This is a genomic window from Acinetobacter sp. C26M, from assembly GCF_023702675.1.
In the GTDB taxonomy this organism is placed as follows: domain Bacteria; phylum Pseudomonadota; class Gammaproteobacteria; order Pseudomonadales; family Moraxellaceae; genus Acinetobacter.
Genome location: NZ_CP098478.1, coordinates 284,009 through 303,844 on the forward strand (window position 1 = coordinate 284,009; position 19,836 = coordinate 303,844).

Annotated in this window: 15 protein-coding genes, 2 tRNA genes and 1 pseudogene; 13 read left to right on the forward strand and 5 right to left on the reverse strand. The window is 42.0% G+C overall.

Annotated features, from left to right (window positions below; translation table 11 throughout):
• Positions 1 to 43: 43 nt before the first annotated feature.
• The 4 genes from NDN11_RS01345 to NDN11_RS01360 all read right to left on the reverse strand — a co-directional run bounded on the left by NDN11_RS01345 (position 44) and on the right by NDN11_RS01360 (position 2,180).
• Positions 44 to 119: transfer RNA gene (locus tag NDN11_RS01345), tRNA-Glu, on the reverse strand.
• Between the two features lie 70 nt (positions 120 to 189).
• A tRNA-Ala gene (locus NDN11_RS01350) sits at positions 190 to 265 on the reverse strand.
• Between the two features lie 58 nt (positions 266 to 323).
• The gene (gltX, locus tag NDN11_RS01355) at positions 324 to 1,832 is read right to left on the reverse strand and encodes a glutamate--tRNA ligase (RefSeq protein ID WP_167248595.1); all 1,509 of its coding nucleotides are present in this window, start codon (positions 1,830 to 1,832) and stop codon (positions 324 to 326) included.
• Between the two features lie 105 nt (positions 1,833 to 1,937).
• Positions 1,938 to 2,180 carry a DUF4179 domain-containing protein gene (locus NDN11_RS01360; protein ID WP_374755504.1) on the reverse strand — a complete coding sequence of 81 codons (243 nt, stop codon included), beginning with the start codon at positions 2,178 to 2,180 and terminating at the stop codon, positions 1,938 to 1,940.
• A gap of 472 nt (positions 2,181 to 2,652) precedes the next feature.
• Here NDN11_RS01360 and NDN11_RS01365 point away from each other — a divergent pair, with 472 nt between their 5' ends.
• From NDN11_RS01365 to NDN11_RS01400, 8 genes and pseudogenes are all read left to right on the forward strand, one after another.
• Entirely contained in the window at positions 2,653 to 3,648 is a 996-nt protein-coding gene (locus NDN11_RS01365; RefSeq protein WP_251110561.1) for a sulfate ABC transporter substrate-binding protein, read from the forward strand.
• A 197-nt stretch (positions 3,649 to 3,845) separates the two neighbouring features.
• Positions 3,846 to 4,766: a 16S rRNA (cytosine(1402)-N(4))-methyltransferase RsmH gene (gene rsmH, locus NDN11_RS01370; RefSeq protein WP_167248598.1), complete on the forward strand. Its 921-nt coding sequence runs from the start codon at positions 3,846 to 3,848 to the stop codon at positions 4,764 to 4,766.
• Between the two features lie 2 nt (positions 4,767 to 4,768).
• On the forward strand, positions 4,769 to 5,110 hold the full coding sequence (gene ftsL, locus NDN11_RS01375) for a cell division protein FtsL (RefSeq protein WP_167248599.1): 342 nt from the start codon (positions 4,769 to 4,771) through the stop codon (positions 5,108 to 5,110).
• Between the two features lie 10 nt (positions 5,111 to 5,120).
• Positions 5,121 to 6,954, forward strand: a pseudogene (gene ftsI / locus NDN11_RS01380) (penicillin-binding protein PBP3).
• Positions 6,955 to 6,957: 3 nt separating this feature from the next.
• A complete protein-coding gene (locus NDN11_RS01385) occupies positions 6,958 to 8,457 on the forward strand; it encodes a UDP-N-acetylmuramoyl-L-alanyl-D-glutamate--2,6-diaminopimelate ligase (RefSeq protein WP_251110562.1) in 1,500 nt (499 codons plus the stop codon).
• A gap of 23 nt (positions 8,458 to 8,480) precedes the next feature.
• Positions 8,481 to 9,878: a UDP-N-acetylmuramoyl-tripeptide--D-alanyl-D-alanine ligase gene (locus NDN11_RS01390; protein ID WP_251110563.1), complete on the forward strand. Its 1,398-nt coding sequence runs from the start codon at positions 8,481 to 8,483 to the stop codon at positions 9,876 to 9,878.
• Positions 9,879 to 10,997: a phospho-N-acetylmuramoyl-pentapeptide-transferase gene (gene mraY / locus NDN11_RS01395; RefSeq protein ID WP_251110564.1), complete on the forward strand. Its 1,119-nt coding sequence runs from the start codon at positions 9,879 to 9,881 to the stop codon at positions 10,995 to 10,997.
• A gap of 59 nt (positions 10,998 to 11,056) precedes the next feature.
• On the forward strand, positions 11,057 to 11,875 hold the full coding sequence (locus tag NDN11_RS01400) for a putative RNA methyltransferase (RefSeq protein ID WP_251110565.1): 819 nt from the start codon (positions 11,057 to 11,059) through the stop codon (positions 11,873 to 11,875).
• Positions 11,876 to 11,890: 15 nt separating this feature from the next.
• On the opposite strand, the gene ponA is transcribed toward NDN11_RS01400, so the two are convergent.
• The gene (gene ponA, locus NDN11_RS01405; RefSeq protein ID WP_251110566.1) at positions 11,891 to 14,491 is read right to left on the reverse strand and encodes a penicillin-binding protein PBP1a; all 2,601 of its coding nucleotides are present in this window, start codon (positions 14,489 to 14,491) and stop codon (positions 11,891 to 11,893) included.
• 162 nt (positions 14,492 to 14,653) lie between these two features.
• Between ponA and NDN11_RS01410 the strand changes: the two genes are divergently transcribed.
• The 5 genes from NDN11_RS01410 (at position 14,654) to NDN11_RS01430 (ending at position 19,820) form a co-directional block, all read left to right on the forward strand.
• The gene (locus tag NDN11_RS01410) at positions 14,654 to 15,712 is read left to right on the forward strand and encodes a pilus assembly protein PilM (RefSeq protein WP_004803903.1); all 1,059 of its coding nucleotides are present in this window, start codon (positions 14,654 to 14,656) and stop codon (positions 15,710 to 15,712) included.
• Positions 15,712 to 16,362: a PilN domain-containing protein gene (locus NDN11_RS01415; protein ID WP_251110567.1), complete on the forward strand. Its 651-nt coding sequence runs from the start codon at positions 15,712 to 15,714 to the stop codon at positions 16,360 to 16,362. Before NDN11_RS01410 ends, NDN11_RS01415 begins: the two co-directional genes overlap by 1 nt.
• A complete protein-coding gene (locus NDN11_RS01420) occupies positions 16,359 to 17,093 on the forward strand; it encodes a type IV pilus inner membrane component PilO (RefSeq protein WP_251110568.1) in 735 nt (244 codons plus the stop codon). Before NDN11_RS01415 ends, NDN11_RS01420 begins: the two co-directional genes overlap by 4 nt.
• Before the next feature lie 2 nt (positions 17,094 to 17,095).
• Positions 17,096 to 17,623 (forward strand): pilus assembly protein PilP, encoded by a 528-nt coding sequence (locus tag NDN11_RS01425; protein ID WP_167248608.1) that lies wholly within the window; start codon positions 17,096 to 17,098, stop codon positions 17,621 to 17,623.
• Between the two features lie 61 nt (positions 17,624 to 17,684).
• Entirely contained in the window at positions 17,685 to 19,820 is a 2,136-nt protein-coding gene (locus tag NDN11_RS01430; protein ID WP_251111463.1) for a type IV pilus secretin PilQ, read from the forward strand.
• The last annotated feature ends 16 nt before the right edge of the window (positions 19,821 to 19,836 follow it).

Consider the following 19,836-nt stretch of genomic DNA (forward strand, 5'->3'; position numbering starts at 1 on the left):
GAGAAAGATTATTAGAAAAATATAATTATTATATTTGAGAATATGGCGTCCCTACGGGGATTCGAACCCCGGTTACCGCCGTGAAAGGGCGATGTCCTAGGCCTCTAGACGATAGGGACAGATGAGGCAACACATAAATGGGTTAAAGTCTAGCTGTCATCTCGGAAAAGCATTGCAATTTCGAGAATCTGGTGGAGCCAAGCAGGATCGAACTGCTGACCTCTACAATGCCATTGTAGCGCTCTACCAACTGAGCTATGACCCCAGAATGTGTGAGCGCAATATTAGGGGGAATGCGCTCACACGTCAATCATTAAACTGAATTAAGTCTCACTATTTGCATCATTTTTCGGCAATTTTAGTGATTCATTTAACTTTTCCCAAACTTTCAGCTCTTTCTTGCTTGGTCCACCAATAAGTTCTAGGGCGTGACGTAAACGTGCAAAAGTCAAATCTGGGCCGAGAGTAACCATCGATTGCATGACAGGCGTTGAACTGGTTGAACCTGCAATCGCAATAAAGAAAGCTGGCATGAAATCACGTAATTTGATTTCCATCTGATTCGCCAAGTCCATTAAGGTTTGGCTGACCGTGTCATTGTTCCACGTAAACTGGCTTTCTAAACGCCAAATGGCGAATTGTAAGCTCTGACGGACTTGCTCTTCGGTCAATTTTTTGCTTTCAAACTGCTCTTTGCTGATTTGTGGCATATGGTTGAAGTAAAAACCAGCCCAATTGACGGCTTCAGAGAGCAAATTGATACGTGGTTGAATCGCTGCTGCGATATCTTCCAGAGTTTGGCGGTCACTTTTCCAAGCCAATAAACGATCTAGAAGTTGTCCTGGCGTTAATCCTTTGATCCATTGACCATTAAGCCAGTTGAGTTTTTCAACGTCAAAGATTGGTCCACCCAGTGAAACACGCTGTACATCAAAGTTTTGAATCATGTCTTCTAAGGTGAAGACTTCACGTTCATCAGGCATTGACCACCCCATACGACCTAAGTAATTCAACAAGGCTTCTGGTAGTACACCGATGTCACGATAGTAGTTGATTGAGGTTGGGTTTTTACGTTTAGATAACTTTGATTTATCTGGGTTGCGTAACAATGGCATGTGGCATAGTGTTGGCATATCCCAGCCAAAATATTGATACAGCAATTGGTGTTTCGGTGCAGATGGTAACCATTCTTCCCCACGTAAGACATGGGTGATTTCCATTAGATGGTCATCGACCACATTGGCAAGATGATAGGTTGGTAAACCATCAGTTTTTAATAACACTTGCATGTCAACTTGCGCCCATGGAATCTCAACTTCACCACGAAGTAAGTCATTAATTTTACAAATACCTTCCTCTGGTACTTTCATACGAATCACATGGGGCTCACCCGCAGCAAGACGACGTTGTACTTCTTCTTGTGAGAGTTTTAAACCACGACCGTCGTATTTCGGTGTTTCACCACGTGCTTGCTGTTCAGCACGCATTTGATCAAGTTCTTCTGCGGTTGCGAAACAATAGAAAGCATGGCCTTTTTCAACCAGATCCAAGGCGTATTGCTTATAAATCCCCATACGCTCTGATTGGCGGTAAGGTGCATGTGGACCACCTACATCAGGACCTTCTGACCAGTTCAAACCTAACCAGCGTAAAGAATCTAAAATCATTTTTTCAGATTCAGGTGTTGAGCGAAGTTGATCCGTATCTTCAATACGTAAAATAAATTCACCGCCATGCTGTTTGGCAAAACATAGATTAAATAATGCAATATAAGCTGTGCCTACATGTGGAAAACCTGTAGGAGAAGGCGCAATACGGGTACGGACTTTCATAAATGATCGGAGTTTAAATTTAAATTGAAACTATTATAACGAAAAAGCCTAGTCACGGCATGACTAGGCTTCATTTAAACATGTGAAGGGGCACATATTTAAAGTTTAAGAAGTGTGTGGCTGGAATATGGTTTGAACGAAGCGTGAAAAACGTTCATGTTGGCTTGCGAAAAAGGTTTGCGTTGGTGTGGTACGAATCGTATTCAACATCTTTAACTCATCGTCAGACGATGGCAATAAACCTGTATTACGTTTTTGCTGATCAAGCGCTTTAACAATCAGGCTTGAAGAAGATTTATCAATCGTTTTTATGTTATTGCTTTCTTTGATTGCTGCCGCATGTCCCATTTGAACAGAAGCTGCTAAAAATAAGCTTAAGCCTAGGGCTTTTTTCAATTTTAATGCTCGCATTGCTCACATCCCCTTCATGATTTTGAGTCTACAAGACTAACCAAACAACTATAGTATTGCTTTAATAATACGATTTAAACATAAATCTTAATAAAAAAGCATAACTACGTCACACTTTTTACAAAAAATCTTAAAATTTGACACATATTGCCATGTATTTATAGCAAAGTGGCTACTTTATGTACAAGCTGAATTTAGCAAGCAAATGTGTAGAAAAAGTGGAGAATGATAATTTTTCTCATTTTGCCATAAAAATAATAGACTGAGTATTTTTTTAATACAAAAATGCGGGTCATCGCTATATCTTAAAAACAGAATAGTAATAAATTTATTGATATAACTATATGATTGTAAATTATTTTTAAAGAAATATAGTGGTGACAAATGGGGCGAAATGAGTAAACAATAAATGAAAACAGTTTTAGCAGCGGCATTGTTGGCTTTGGGCCTAAATGGTGTGGCGCAAGCAGCGACTACTTTTTTAAATGTGTCTTATGATCCAACACGTGAGTTTTATCAAGAATATAATCAGGCTTTTGGGCAATATTGGAAGAAAAGAACAGGACAAGATGTTGACTTCAAGCAGTCGCATGGTGGCTCGGGTAAACAGGCGCGCTCAGTCATCGATGGCTTGCAGGCAGACGTCGTAACGCTCGCATTGGCCAATGATATTGATGAAATTGCCAATGCAGGTTTAATCCGTAAGGACTGGCAAAAACAATTTAAAGACAATTCAGCACCGTACACTTCAACTGTGGTGTTCTTGGTGCGTAAAGGCAACCCAAAGAATATCCGTGACTGGAATGATTTGACCAAGTCCGGTGTGGAAATCATTACCCCGAATCCGAAGACAGGTGGTGCACCGCGCTGGATTTATTTGGCGGCTTGGGGTTATGCACTCAAACAACCTGGTGGTAACGATACTAAAGCACGTGAGTTGGTAAAAAAACTCTATCAAAATGTCAAAGTCTTGGATTCTGGTGCACGTGGATCACTCACCACTTTTGCTGAGCGCGGCATTGGTGATGTACTGTTGTCTTGGGAAAATGAGGCTTTATTGGCGACTCAAGGTTTGGGTAAAGATAAATTTGAAATTGTGTATCCATCGATTTCCATTTTGGCAGAGCCTTCGGTTGCCATCGTTGATAAAACTGTAGATAAAAATGGTAATCGTCAGTTGGCACGTGGTTACTTAAATTTCCTTTATTCACCTTTAGGACAAGATCTTGCTGCGAAATATTATTTCCGTCCGCGTAACCCGCAAGTGGCAGCAAAATATGCGCAGCAATTTCCAAAGATTAAACTTTTCAAAATTAATGACGTGTTTGGTGGTTGGGCAAAAGCACAAAAAACCCATTTTGTGAATGGTGCGATTTTTGATCAAATTTATGCGGAAAAACCATAAATTAGGTTCACATTTAGCATATACTCAAAGTTGGAAAAGCAAATGCCGTTGGTATTTGCTTTTTTATTGACTGAAAAATGTTAAGAAAACGGTTTTATCTATGAAAAGTTAAGAATTCTCTACAAAAAGTCGTTTGGTGCTAGCATAAAACAAGGTGATAATGTGCAGTTACATTTTTAGCTGTTGATTCATTTCTTATGTCGCATATTTCTGTCTTACTTCATGAAACCGTTGATGGCGTATTGGCAGGCCGCGATACTGGTATTTTTGTCGATGCGACCTTTGGTCGTGGTGGGCATACCAAGTTATTACTCTCAAAATTGGATGCCAATGCGCGCGTCTATGCCTTTGATAAAGATCCACAAGCCCTTGAGGTTGCAGCACAATTAGAACAAGAAGATCCGCGTTTTAAAATTATTCATGCCAGTTTTGCTGATATTCAAGAAGAACTCGCTAACATTGGCATTCATGAAGTTGATGGCATTATGGCTGATCTGGGGGTTTCATCACCACAGTTGGATCAGGCAGAGCGTGGTTTTAGTTTTATGCAAAATGGGCCACTCGATATGCGTATGGACAATTCACAAGGTCCAACGGCTGCGCAATGGCTGCTTGAAATAGAAGAAGAAAAACTCGCAAATATTATTTACCAATACGGCGAAGAACGTTATAGCCGTCGTATTGCCAAAGCGATTAAACTAGCGGGTGAAATGACCACAACAGCACAATTGGCAGAAGTGGTTAAAACAGCACATCCAAAGTGGGAAAAGCATAAGCATCCTGCGACGCGTACCTTCCAAGCGATTCGCATAGCGATTAACAAAGAACTTGATGATATCGAGACTTTTTTGCCGCAAGCTGTAGACCTATTAAAGGCAACAGGGCAGTTGGCAGTGATTAGCTTTCACTCTTTGGAAGATCGTTTAATTAAGCAGTTTATTCAAAAAGAATCGAGTTTGCCTGAAGATTCAGGCTGGGGTATGCCCCAAGCACAGGTTGATACTCGACGTTTAAAGAAAGTTTCTCGTATTCGTGCGAGTGAAGCAGAAGTAAAAGCAAATCCTCGTTCACGTAGTGCATGGTTGCGTGTGGCAGAGCGTTTAGAGCAAAAAGGCTAACAATGAATAACAACAATGATGATGGCGATGTAGTAGCAAGCAGCAAAAAAGGTCTGAAAAAGCTTGCTGTCTATGCTGTACTTGTTGCACTGGTGTTCACAAGTGCAATGATGGTGGTATTTCAGGTATTTGAATATCGTCATGATTATCGTGACTTGAGTGCATATATGCGTGAAAGAGATGATCTAAACGCAGAATGGGGGCGTTTATTGATTGAGCAGCAAACCTTTGGTGCAACTGCACAGATTGGTTCGCGTGCAGTAACGCAACTCCGTATGTTCTCACCACCAGCGACGCAGACGGTCGTGATTTCTTTACCTATGACTTCAAAGCAAGATAAATAAGGCATGCTGTATGGCAGATAAGCGAAGCAAACCAATACGGAAAAAAAAGCAGTCCATTTCTGAAAGACCCACCCTTGCTTTAGATATGTGGCGATTTTATTTGCTTTGGGGCACAGTACTGCTGTGCTTTGTTGTGCTGATTGCGCGTGCTTTCTATGTGCAGGTAGTCAATAAAGACTTCTTACAAAATAAAGCCAATGCCAACATTTTAAGGACTGAGCGACTTGAGGCGATGCGTGGCGTGATTAGTGATCGCCACGGTGTTCCTTTGGCGATTAGCACCCCGATTATGAAAATCGTGATTGACCCACGAGATTATTGGGAAACCAAACAGCAGTTTGATGACATCACAGCAGAACTCAAAAAAGATCCGAATAATCGTAAATTAAAACGTCAATTGCCCGATAAGAATCTGAACCTAGATGAATTGGCAGATGTTGTTGGTGTTGATCGTGCAGATTTAAAGAAACAAATGCAGGCGCGTCCGCGTTCACGCTATTTGGTGTTGCAAAAAGAAATTCCACCGCAGCAAGCAGACTTAATTACCAAACGCAATTTCCAAGGTGTTTACGCCGAGAAAAGTTATAAACGCTACTACCCGCAACCGCAACCGAATGCCCAGATTATTGGTTTGACCAATAGTGAAGGGATGGGGATTGAAGGTCTGGAAATGCAACTGAATAAACAGTTGTCAGGCGTTGATGGTGAGCAAAAAATTATCCGAGATAAAAAAGGGAATCGCCTTAAAGTCTCGGAAGTAATTAAAGAAGTTGAATCTGGTGAGAATGTCACCCTGAGTATCGACTCTCGTTTGCAATATATTATGTATCGGGAGTTAACCGCTGCGGGTGTTGCCAACAATGCACGTTCAGCAACGGCCATTGCAGTGGATGTTAAAACGGGTGAAATCTTGGCGATGACCAGTTGGCCGTCGTATAACCCGAATGATAAAAATGGTCTTGGTAATAAAGATGCGATGCGTAACCGTGGCGCGATTGACATGTTTGAGCCTGGTTCAACCATGAAACCATTTACTGTGGCTGCTGCTTTGGAAAGCGGTAAATATACACCTAATACTATTGTGAATACATCACCGGGTTCAATGCGCTTAGGCTGGCATACTATTCGTGATACCCATAACTACGGTGCATTAACAGTTTCAGGCGTCATTATTAAATCTTCGAACGTCGGCTCAGCAAAAATTGCCTTGTCTCTACCAAAAGATACTGTGCCTTCATTCTTTAGACGTGCAGGCTTTGGTCATCGTTCAGCGGTGAAATTCCCGGGTGAAAGTGCTGGTTTGCTTTATTCTGGCAATAAACTGAACCCATCTCAGTTGGGAACCATGGCTTATGGTTATGGTTTGAATGCAACCATTCTGCAGGTTGCACAAGGTTATGCCATGTTGGCCAATCATGGTGTACAAATGCCATTGAGCTTGCGTAAGTTAGACAAGGCCCCTGAGGGTACGCAAGTATTAGCACCTAAAATTGCTGATCAAGTTCTGACTATGCTTGAACAAGTGACCATGCCAGGTGGAACCGCGAAACAAGCTGTAATCCCAGGTTATCGTGTTGGCGGTAAAACAGGGACGGCACATAAATTACGTGCAGACCGTAAAGGCTATTCAAATAGTGAATATCGTGCACTGTTTGCAGGCGTCGCCCCGATCAGTGATCCGCGTTTGGCTATGATTGTGGTGGTTGAAAACCCACAAGGTCGCTACTACGGTGGTTTGGTAGCAGCGCCTGTGTTTGCACGCATCATGCAAGAGTCCTTACGGTTACTGAATGTGCCTTTAGATAAGCCACTAGATACTTCTATAAAATCCAATCCGTAGGTAGATTATGTCGATTAGTTTTCAACAGATACATCCGATCAACATCGATGCGGTTTGGTATACACAGCCTTTTCAGGGTTTTTGTCTAGACAGTCGTAAGGTTGAGAAAGGGCAAATTTTTATTGCTCTGAGTAGTTATAGCCAACCTGAAAAAACACGTCAATTTGCCCAGAATGCTATAGATGCTGAGGCATTGGCGATCATTAGTGAGACTGCTTTAGGTTTCGAGAATGAATGGGTGTGTCCAGATGTGCGTTATTTGATGGGCCGATGGCAAAAGCAATTTTTGCAAGCAGTTGATCCTGTACAGCCCTTACGCGGTATTGCAGTGACGGGAACCAATGGTAAAACCACGATTTCGCGTCTGATTGCTGAATTGCTTAGTTCACAAGGTAAAGGTTGCGCTGTGATGGGGACCACGGGGAATGGGATTCTGCCGAATTTAACCCCATCAACACATACCACTTTAGACGCTTTACAATTACAACAAGCCCTACATGACTATGCCAAACAGGGGGCGAGCTTTGTCGCATTGGAAGCCAGCTCACATGGTTTAGAACAAGGCCGTTTGAACGGCTGCGACCTTGAAATCGCGGTTTATAGTAATTTAAGTCGTGATCATCTGGATTATCACGGTACTTTGGAGGCTTATGCTGAAGCCAAGGCCTTATTATTCAAATTCACGACCTTAAAAGCCGTAGTGATTAACTTGGATGATGCACATGCATATCTAATGGTAGATGCTGCGAAGGCTAATCCCGCACAACCTAAAATTTTGACTTATTCTTTAACTCAAACGACAGCGGATTATTATATTGAGGATTTGCAGTATCGTCTCAGTGGGGCAAGTTTTACACTGACCAGTCCGACTGGTACATATACAGTACAAAGCCCATTACTTGGGCACTTTAATGTTGAGAACTTATTGGCGAGCTTGATTGCAGCAGAGTATGCCGGCTTTGCCTTGGCTGATTTAGTTCAGTTTGTACCTCAGCTCATAGGTGCACCGGGTCGTATGCAAGTGATCCAAGACGCAGATCGTTTATTTGTAGTGGATTATGCACATACCCCTGATGCTTTAATTCAAGTATTGACGACCTTAAAGCGTCATGTCACAGGACAGCTTTGGGCGGTGTTTGGGTGTGGTGGAGATCGTGATCGCGGTAAGCGTCCATTGATGACGCAAGCTGCTTTAGATCATGCCAATCCTATCATTTTAACTTCAGACAATCCACGCACTGAAAATCCTGAACAGATTTTTGCAGACATGAAACAAGGGATTCATTTTGCGGAACATGTGATGCATGAAATTCATGATCGTCGTGAAGCGATTAAATTTGTAGTGGCTCAGGCTCAAGCAGGTGATATTGTGGTGATTGCAGGCAAAGGTCATGAAAACTATCAAGAAATTGATGGAGTTCGCCACTGGTTTGATGATGTAGTTGAAGTACAGTCTGCGATTGATGCACAACCACATTCTGTCGATTCAGCTTATCTTGCGCAATAATAAGGTTAAAAGGTAAATAGCGTATGCATACTTCAACCACCAGTACCGTTCCATTACAAGCTTGGAGCGCAGAACAATTACAACAAGCGACCCAAGGTGAGTGGTTTCAGCAAAATGTTCCACAAGGTGAAATTAAACGTATTTTAACTGACTCACGTCATGCAGAAGCAGGCGATGCTTTCCTTGCCTTAAAAGGTGAGCGTTTTGATGCGCATAATTTTGTCGCGCAAGTTGCAACGCAAGGTTGTCAGATCGCTATTGTTGAACATCCAATCGATGCAGATATTGCACAACTGATTGTAAAAGATACCCGTTTGGCTTTGGGGCAACTCGGTGCTTACCGTCGTCAGCAGAATCCGCAACTTAAGGTGATTGCTTTAACAGGCAGTAGTGGCAAAACCACGACCAAAGAAATGTTGGGCAGTATTTTATCTGGTTTGGCACCCACCTTAATTACCCGTGGTAACTTGAATAACGATTTGGGCGTGCCAATGATGTTGCTAGAGCTGCGCCCAGAACATCAATATGCTGTGATGGAGCTGGGTGCCAGCCATCAAGGTGAAATTGATTACACCTCGAATTTGGTGCAACCACATGTGGCAGGGATTTTGAATATCGGCACCGCACACTTGGGTGAGTTTGGTGGGCGCGAAGGCATTTCCCGTGCTAAATCGGAAATCTATGCGCATATTTTGCCTCAAGGCACTGCAATCGTCCCTGCACAAGATGATTTTAGTGAGACCATTCGTCAAAATGCACAAGCACATCCGATCTTGAGTTTTGGTGAAGGTGGTGATGTTTATGCAACAGAGTTGCAGTTACACCCACAATCGGCACAATTTAATTTGCATACACCACAAGGTATACGTGCGGTGAATTTGCCATTTGCAGGGGCACATAATGTGCAGAATGCAGCGGCAGCGACCGCATTTGCGCTCGCGCTTGGTATTGCTTTGGATGACATTGTGCAAGGTTTGGAGCAAGCGCAAGGTGCTAAAGGGCGTTTGAACTTTATCCAACATCAAAATCACCTTTTTATTGATGATACTTATAATGCCAATCCGACTTCGATGCGTGCAGCGGCACAGGTTTTGTTGCAGCAACAAGGCTTAAAAGTCATGGTGATGGGAGATATTGGTGAGCTAGGTGATAGTAGCTGGCAAGAACATCATGATCTTGGACAAGACTTGGCGAATATGCCGCTTGATCAATTGGTTGTGGTGGGGGAGTTTGCTGAAGCAGCGCAACAAGGTTCATCGCACTCAGAAAAGTTACATGCCTTTGTAACACAGGCAGAAGCATTGCCATTTTTAATTAATTTAGTCCAAACACATCAACCCCAGTCAATGAGTTTCCTGTTTAAAGGGTCTCGTTATACCCATATGGAAACGTTGATGGCTGACTTGATGGAGAAAATTTAAATGTTGTTATGGTTATTTGAGCAATTGGCGGACTATAACAGTTCGTTTCAGGTTGTTCGTTATTTAACATTGCGCTCTTTATTGAGTTTACTGACGGCCTTGACGATCGGACTGGTTTTAGGTCCAGTCATGATTCGTAAATTACAGGCATTAAAATATGGTCAGGCGGTGAGCTCTTTTGCGCCAGAAAACCATGCCAAAAAAATGGGAACCCCAACCATGGGTGGGATTCTTATTTTGCTCTCCATTGGGATTAGCACCTTGCTCTGGGCTGATTTATCAAATCCATATGTCTGGATCGTGCTTGGAGTGATGGTCGTATTTGGTGCTGTTGGTTGGGCGGATGACTGGATTAAAGTCCGTTATAAGGACAATGCAGGCTTACCCGCACGCAAGAAATTTTTCTGGACATCGGTGGCTTCTTTAGGTGCAGGTATTGCCCTTTACGTAATTGCAAAACAACAAGATAGCATTGAACATACAGCCAATATGCTGGATTTGTTGATTCCATTCTTTAAAAATCTTTCTATTCCACTTTCAGCTGTACCATTAGGTTTTGCATTTATTGTATTTACCTATCTGGTGATTAATGGCGCATCCAATGCGGTTAACTTGACGGATGGTTTGGATGGTTTGGCGATTATGCCAATTGTCATGGTCGCAGCGGGATTAGGCGTATTTGCTTATTTATCTGGTGATATTCGTTTTGCCAATTATTTGCATATTCCTTATGTAAAATATACTTCTGAACTGGTGGTGATCTGTTCTGCCATGGTTGGTGCTGGTTTGGCCTTCCTTTGGTACAATGCCCATCCTGCCCAAGTGTTTATGGGGGATGTTGGTGCGTTGGCACTTGGCGCGATGTTGGGTACGATTGCGGTCATGGTTCGTCAAGAAATCGTATTTGCGATTATGGGCGGTGTCTTTGTGATGGAAGCGATCTCTGTATTCTTGCAGATCGGTTCATTACGAATGCGTAACAAGCGTGTGTTCTTGATGGCACCGTTACATCATCATTATGAAAAGCAAGGCTGGAAAGAAACACAAGTAGTGATCCGTTTCTGGATTATTACCATCTTCCTCGTTGTATTAGGCTTAATGACGCTAAAATTACGTTAAACCATGATTCAAGAAAGAAGCTGGTGATGACCAGCTTTTTTTATGTTTGGAGAAAATAGATGAGTTTGTTGATGTGTCCTGTTTGTCGCCAATCCTTGAATTTGGTTGAAAACTCATGGCAATGTGAAAAAGGGCATCTCTATGATGTAGCTAAACAAGGCTATGTCAATTTGCATGTGGTGCAGCATAAGCACAGCAAAAGCCCAGGTGATACCGCAGAGTCGGTGCTGGCGCGTCGTGAATTTTTGCAAGCAGGTTTTTATCAGCCCTTGCAGCAAGCCGTGGTTGAAATTCTACAGCAACTTAAACCTCAAGCAGTTTTAGATATTGGTTGTGGTGAGGGTTATTACACCAGTGCTATGCAAGCACATACCCAGCAGTGTATTGGGGTGGATATTGCCAAAACAGCGGTACAGCGCGCAGCAAAATTAAATTCAAAAGTCACATGGGTGGTTGGAACAGGTGCAACCTTACCTGTGCAGGATCACTCACTGGATATCTGTACCAGCTTATTTAGTCCAATTCCTCAAGATGAAATCTTCAGAGTCTTGCGTGACGATGGATATTTAATTGTTGTGACCCCTGCACCGAAACATCTCTATGATTTGCGTGAAGCCCTATTTGAGCAAGTCAATTTACATGAGCCAGAGAAGTTTGTGCAGCAGCTGGATGCTCAGTTTGAGTTAAAGCAAGCACAGATCGTTGAAGCACCAATGCAGTTGGATCAGCAAGCGTTAAAGAATTTGATTGCAATGACCCCTTACGCCTACAAAGCCAATCCTGAGCGACGTAAAGCCTTGGAACAAGCGCAGATTTTTGAGGCCACAGCAGCCTTTCAAATTTATCTGTTTCAGAAAAGAAAGAAGCCATCAATGTGATGGCTTCATTTTTATTTACTGGATTTGATTGATCAAATGCTCAATCCCATCCTTTTCTTTCGGTGGTGGATTCTGCGAATTTGAACCCATTGCAGGTGGCTGCTTTTTCGCTGGGACAATCGGTTGTTCATCAGTTACTGGAGTGGTTCCAGGTAAATCTGAAAAATCATTTTGTGTTGAGCGAACTGGTGCAGGTGGTGCAGGGCGATAAAGCGGGCGCGCCAATGGTGGAGAAGCACGATACTCTTTTTTATCTTCGCTTTGCTGGATTTGTAACTTATCACGAGAGATAGGATCTTTCGCTTCTTTATCCAAACGGACCCATGCAGATGGTGTATCTTTTAAAGATTTGCCCATGAAGTTGGTCCAGATTGGAAGTGCAGCCACACCACCGTATTCACGACGACCCAGTGTACGTGGCTGATCAAAGCCAACCCAAGCAATCGCAACTAAGTTGCCATTGAAACCTGCGAACCAAGCATCTTTGGCATCATTGGTTGTTCCTGTTTTTCCGCCTAAATCATCACGACCAATTTTAAGTGCAGCTCGTCCTGTACCATGCTGGATGACATCACGTAAGATGTTAGCCATGTCATAGGCTGAGCTTGATTTTAAGATACGTTGTGCTTGACGATAATCACTATTGGCTTTTGCTGTCTGTACAGCATCAGCGGTCAATATTGGCGCTTCAGAAGCAGCTGTCACGTCATCTAAAGTCTGATTGCTAACTTCGGTTACTTGGTCTTTAGATTTATCTTTTTCTGCTTCAGCAGTTTGCTGTTCTTTACTTGCGTTTGGATTACTAATACATGGGATACATGCATAGTCAGGTTTTGCTTCATAAATAACTTTACCAGCGGCATCTTCAATACGTTTAATGAAGTGTGGTTGAATGCGATAGCCGCCATTGGCAAAAGTGGCATAACCTGTCGCCATTTGAATTGGTAGTACCTGTGGTGTACCTAAAGCGATAGTATAGTTACGCGGGATCTGATCTTCTTGTAAACCAAAGTCCATAAACAATTGACGAGTACGTTCAATCCCAACATTTTGTAATAAACGGACAGAAACTGTATTTCGGGATAAATAAAGCGCACGGCGTAATGGGATCATACCCAAATAGCGGCCATCAGAGTTTCTTGGAGACCACTTGCCAATAGTGATTGGACTGTCATTGACCATACTGTATGGGGTCATACCGCGTTCCAAAGCCAGCGCATAGACAAAAGGCTTAATGGTGGAACCTGGCTGTCTCCAACCTTGTATTGCACGATTAAACTTCGATTGATAAAAGTTATAACCGCCCACAACGGCTTCAATTGCACCATCATTGGGATTAATTGCAATAAGCTGTCCTTGGACTTTCGGCACTTGGACCAAAGACCAAACCGTTTTGCCTTCATTTGGACGTAGACGAATAATATCTTTGACTTTGACAATTTGTGAGGCGTTCGACGGTGCTCCACCGACGCTATTGGCATTACGGTACGGGCGAACCCATGACATTCCAGACCAGTTGACCGTTACTGTTGAGCCATCTTGCATCAAGGCATCAAAAGAATTGTTATTGACCTTGATTACTTGGGCAGGATAAGTGTTTGCATAAGCAATAAATTGTTTGAGTGGTTTGTCATGTGCTTCAGGACCACGCCAGCCATGACGACGATCATAAGCCTCTAAGCCATCTTGAATGGATTGCTCTGCATAACGTTGACGATTACTGTCAATCGTCGTGTATACCTTATAACCTGAGTCAACAGCCTGTTCACCAAAATGTTCAACCAGTTCTGAGCGAACCATTTCACCTACATAGGGAAAGACGTTGCTGACTGAGCGATCAATCATATTTAAGTTGATGGATTCTGCAACTGCTTGTTGATATTGGGTTTGGTTGATATAGCCCAGCTGTAACATACGCCCTAAAATCCAGTTACGACGTTCAAGCGCACGCTCTGGATTAACTACGGGGTTATATTTTGAAGGTGCTTTAGGTAGACCTGCAATCATTGCCATTTGTGCTATGGTTAGCTCGCCAATATTTTTGTTGTAATAGACACGTGCAGCGGCAGCAATACCATAGGCATTTTTACCTAAGAAAATTTTATTGACATATGCAGCTAGAATTTCTTGTTTAGTTAAGTTTTGCTCGATTTTTCGTGCCAAAAACACTTCAGTTAGTTTGCGACGAAGTGTTCGATCTGGACTTAAATAATAGTTCTTTGCAACCTGCATGGTAATGGTTGAGCCCCCAGTTTGGACATCAGACCCTGTAACAGATTCAGTTAGCGCTCGCCCAAGCCCTTTAAAACTAATACCGTTATGTTCAAAAAAGGATGAGTCTTCCGCTGCTAAAAAAGCATGAATAAATGTTGGTGGAATCTGCTCATACTTAACTGGTATTGATAATTTTCCGCCATATTCCGCAATTAACTGATTATCTGCTGTATAAACTTGCAAAGGTTTTAGTAAAGGCGCTTTTTTGAGTGAACTCATATCTGGCAGTGAAGGTGCGAGATAGAGATACATGCCATAAAATCCCATTGGAAGTGAGACTAAGATAATAATAACGATCAAAAAAAATGGGCGAACAATACCAGAACTGGATAGCTTTTTCATAATAAGTAAGTTTTAATAAGAGCGAATGGCAAACTAATTGTGGTCAGTATATCCTTTAGACATGCGGATTGTTAGATGAGTTATTGTATCCGTAGCAATTAAAGACCAAAACAAATTAGTGTGTTGTATTTTTGGGGATAAAAAAATAAATAGGAAAGTACTGTGCTCAGGTTATATCGTAAACCAAATAAGGGGTTAACGGGTGTCGATATTAGTTCGACAACTGTTAAATTATTGGAGCTCTCTGTAAAGAACGGTAGATATTGGGTTGAAAGTTATGCAGTGATGCCATTGCCTGAGAGCAGTGTGGTCGAAAAAAGCATACTGAATCCAGAGGCGGTAGGGGATGCACTTGAGAGAGTGGTAAACCTTGCGAACCCTCACACCATGAATGTTGCGATTGCAGTGCCGACATCGATGGTCATTAATAAGATCATCGAGATGGATGCTGACATGACGGATGAAGAACGAGAAGTTCAAATTCGTATGGATGCTGAGCAATACATTCCGTTCCCATTAGATGAAGTGAGCCTAGATTTTGAGGTTTTACCTGATCGTTTGGCCAATCCAAACCGGGTAAATGTGCTCTTGGTTGCAACGCGCACCGAGAATGTAGACACGCGCGTAGAAGTGCTTGAACTAGCGGGTTTAACTGCAAAAATTGCAGAAGTTGAAAGCTATGCAATGGAACGTGCCTTCAGTGTGTTTGCAGATACATTACCGATGGGCGCAAACACGGTAGGTATTTTAGATATTGGTCATACTATGACCACGTTATCTGTAATGCAAAAAGGCAAGATCATCTATACACGTGAGCAAGTGTTTGGTGGCCGCCAGCTAACCCAAGATGTTCAGAGTCGCTATGGTCTTTCTTTTGAAGAAGCTGGACGTGCCAAAAAAGAAAGAACCTTACCAGATGATTATGACACAGAGGTCCTTGAACCCTTCTTGGATGCCGTCGTACAACAAGCTGCGCGGTCACTTCAATTTTTCTTTTCATCTTCCCAATTCAATGAAATAGATCATATTTTACTTGCTGGAGGGAATGCCAATATTCCAGGCCTAGCTAAGCTATTACAACAAAAACTCGGTTATCGCGTCACTATTGCCAATCCATTCCTACAAATGGGTTTTTCTCCCCAAATTGATATTAAAAAAATTGAAAACGATGCTTCCTCTTTGATGGTTGCATGTGGTTTGGCATTAAGGAGTTTTGATTAATGGCAAAGATTAACTTACTCCCTTGGCGTGATGAGCTAAGAGAACAAAGAAAGAAACAGTTTGTCGCATTTTGTGTTGGGGTTGCTGCATTAGGGGTTGCATCGGTTTTTTCGGGGTGGATGTATTTTGATCACAAATTGAATGATCAAGAACAAGCCAATCAACTGATTGTCAGTACCAACCAAAATTTAGATACCCAGTTGAAAGCGCTTGATGGATTACAAGAACGACGTAATGCGATTATTGAGCGCATGAAACTGATTCAAGGTTTGCAAGGACAGCGGCCTGTTACTGTGCGTTTGGTTGATGAATTGGTTCGAGTTACTCCTCCAACCATGTATTTAACCAAGTTTACGCGTACTGGGGATAAATTCACGATTGAAGGTAAAGCTGAAAGTCCAAATACGGTGGCTGAACTTCTACGTAATTTAGAAGCTTCGCCTTGGTATCGTAATGCCTTTATGAATTCCTTCCTTGCTGTGGATGAAGATAAAAATAAAGAAAAAACAGCAAGTTCTTTGGTGCCTCGTGTTGAGGAAAATTATGGAAGCTTTGTTGTCACTGTGGATTTAGGTGAAATCGGGACAACTGCAGAAGCTGCACCAACGTCAGAAGCAGCGGCATCAGGGGTAGTCGGGGTGGCAAAATGAAATTAGATAAATCAGATGATTTAAATCAAGACACCGTTGCTACAAAGAAAAAGAAAATGACGGTAGACCAATTCTTCCAGCAATTCAATACGCTGGATATGAATAATTATGGCAGTTGGCCGTTATCGGTCAAAATTACCTGCTGGATTTTCGTTTTCTTGGCGGTTGCTGCATTGGGCTATTTTGTGGTGATTAAGTCTCAGCTTGAATCAATTGCAAATGCAGAAGCTCAAGAACAAAGTTTGCTGAATGAATTTAAAGAAAAAGATTCAAAATTGCGTAATTTGCAACAATATCAAGCGCAATTGCAAGAAATGGAAGCCAATTTTAATCAACAGTTAGAGCAACTACCAAAAGAAACAGAAATTCCAAGCTTGGTTGAAGACATTAACTTAACGGGCGTGAACTCTGGGCTGAAATTTAAAAATATTCGTCTTGAGAATGAAGTGAAGCAAGAGTTCTTTATTGAACAGCCAATCAGTATTGATGCGACAGGTGATTATCACGCCTTTGGTGCTTTTGTAACGGGTATTGCTGCTTTACCTCGGATCGTGACTTTGCATGATTTTACGGTTGAAGCAACAGCAGATACACAGAAAAAATCAGACATTCCTGTAGTGAACTATACCGTTAAAGCAAAAACATATCGTTATGTTGGGGCAGATGAGCAAACGAATAATGCTGCTGGTGCAGCTACAGCAACTACTCCACCTGCGCAAGGAGGAAAATAGTAGTGAATAATTATAAATTATTACTTGGTTTCTTGATTGGGGCGAGTTTGGTGGGGTGTGATTCACGTATTGATGCAGTGAATCAGAAGATGGCAGAAATTCGTAATCAGCCACCTTTGCCAATTGAGCCAGCACCCGTTTTTACCCCTGTGCCATTATTTAACTATTCAGCACATCAGCTTAAAAGCCCATTTATGCCAAGTTCATTGGCCGCTGAATTGAAAATTATGGCGGGTAAGCGGGTTTATCCGAATTTTAATCGCCAGCCACAGCCTTTAGAGAGTTATGCGCTGGAATCATTGAATATGAAGGGCAGTATGCGTGGTAAAACCAGCAATACGATTGCCCTGATTCAAACACCAGACGGTCAAATTGAACGTGTGCAAGTCGGAAGTTATTTGGGTATGAATCAAGGGCGTATTATTAAAATTAGCCCAACCCAAATCGATTTGGTGGAGATTGTACCTGATGGTCGAGAAGGCTATGTCGAGAGACCTCGTACACTCGTTTTAATTGGACCAGCGCCGTAAGATTAAGGGAATAAAAATGAAAAAACAGTTTAAAGATTCTTTATTTGGGGAAGCGAAGACCATGAATCATGCATTCCGTCAATTTTCTATGGGTGCGGTCGCTATCGCAGTGATGCAAGTTGCATCGGCGCAAGTGAGTATGACCAATATTGTACCAATGAGTTTGGCAGATCAAGGCACGGAAATTCGTGTGATGTTTGATGGTCTACCGCCACAACCACAGGCATATCAGCTAGAGCAACCTTCTCGTTTGATTTTGGATTTTGATAAAGCTCAGCAGAGCCTCAAGCAAAACTCGATTCCAGTATCAACTGCTGAAGCGAGCTCGATCGACATTGCATCAGATGATCAACGCTCCCGTGTGATTGTGAATTTAAAAGATGCGGGTGCCTTTACAACACGTGTTGAAGGCAATACCTTTGTTCTTAAAATTAACTCAGCCAAACCTGCTACTATAAATACACCTGCTGCCGCTGTTCGACAGGTACAACAAGGTGTTTCCAATATTGGTTTCCAAAGAGGTAATCAAGCTGAAGGCTTGGTTGTGATTGATTTGTTGGGTAATAACACCCCAGTGGATGTGCAGCAGCAAGGCAGCAAGATTGTGGTGCGTACTGCTGGTAATAAAATCCCAACACATTTAGCGCGTCGTTTAAATACCAATGATTTTGCGACACCTGTCGCGAGTATTGATGCTTATAATGATAAGGGGAATGGTGTCATTACTATTCAATCTGCGGGTAGCTATGAATATATGGCATATCAAGCGGAAAATAAGTTGACGATTAGCTTGAAACGTCCTGAAGATAAGTCTCCGACTAAAGCTAAGTCGCAAACATATACGGGTAATAAAATCTCTTTAGATTTCCAAGATATTGAAGTACGTCGTGTACTGCAACTATTGGCGGATTTTACTGGCATCAATATGGTTGCAGCAGATACCGTTCAAGGCAATATCACTTTGCGCCTAAAAGATGTACCTTGGGATCAGGCATTAGATATCGTCTTAAAAACTAAAAATTTGGATAAACGCCGTAATGGTAATGTGATCTGGATTGCACCTGTTTCTGAATTGATTAAGGCTGAAGAAGAGGAGGCAAAAGCGTTAGCACAGAGCGTTAAACTTGCACCGATTCAAACAGAATATATTAAATTAAGCTATGCAAAAGCCGCTGATATTGAAAAGCTCATTACGCAAGGTAAAAATGCAAATACAAGTAATATTGGTGGTTCAGGATCAATAAGTAATGATACTTTGGTTGGTGGTTTGTTAAGCCCAAGAGGAACTGTATCGACTGATCCGCGAACTAATACCTTAATTGTAAATGACACTTCACAAAAGATTGATCAGATCCGGAAGATGGTTGATTTACTCGATGTTTCAGTCAAGCAAGTGATGATTGAAGCGCGTATTGTCAGTGCTAGTACTGATTTTACCCGAGAAATGGGAGTCAAGTGGGGAATTTTATCGCAAGGGATTACCAATAATAACGACTTATTAGTGGGTGGTAGTGATACTACTTTATGGAACTTACGTAAACCAGAGAAAGATGGTGATACTGGTGGTTGGAAATATGAAATTGAACGACCAGATAACTTAAATGTGGATTTAGGTGCTGTTACACCAGGCGCAAGTCGTATTGCTTTTGGTTTGATTAGTTTATCTGATTTTATGTTGGATTTAGAGTTATCTGCAGTTCAAGCGGATGGTTATGGTGAGGTGATTTCAACACCAAAAGTTATGACTGCTGATAAGCAACCAGCAAAAATTGAATCTGGTAAGAAAATTCCTTATACCTCTTCTTCTGGTGGTGGTGCAAATGCAGTACCTAAAACAGAATTTATTGATGCAACTTTGAGTCTAGATGTCACACCAAGCATTACCCCTGAGGGTAAGGTCATGATGAAGCTGAACATTACCAAAGATTCACAAAGTACACCTACACCAACAGGACAGCTCACCATTAATAAAAATCAAATTGATACAAATGTATTGGTGGATAATGGTGAAACAGTGGTACTCGGTGGAATTTTTGAACAGGAAAATATCAGCTCTCAAGTTAAAGTGCCTTTCTTGGGGGATTTACCATATATCGGGCGATTATTCCGTAGAGATATGAAAACCGATAATAAACGTGAACTGCTTATTTTTGTGACGCCGAGAATTGTTAATGACACTTTGACTAGAAATCATTAATATATTTTCAATAATT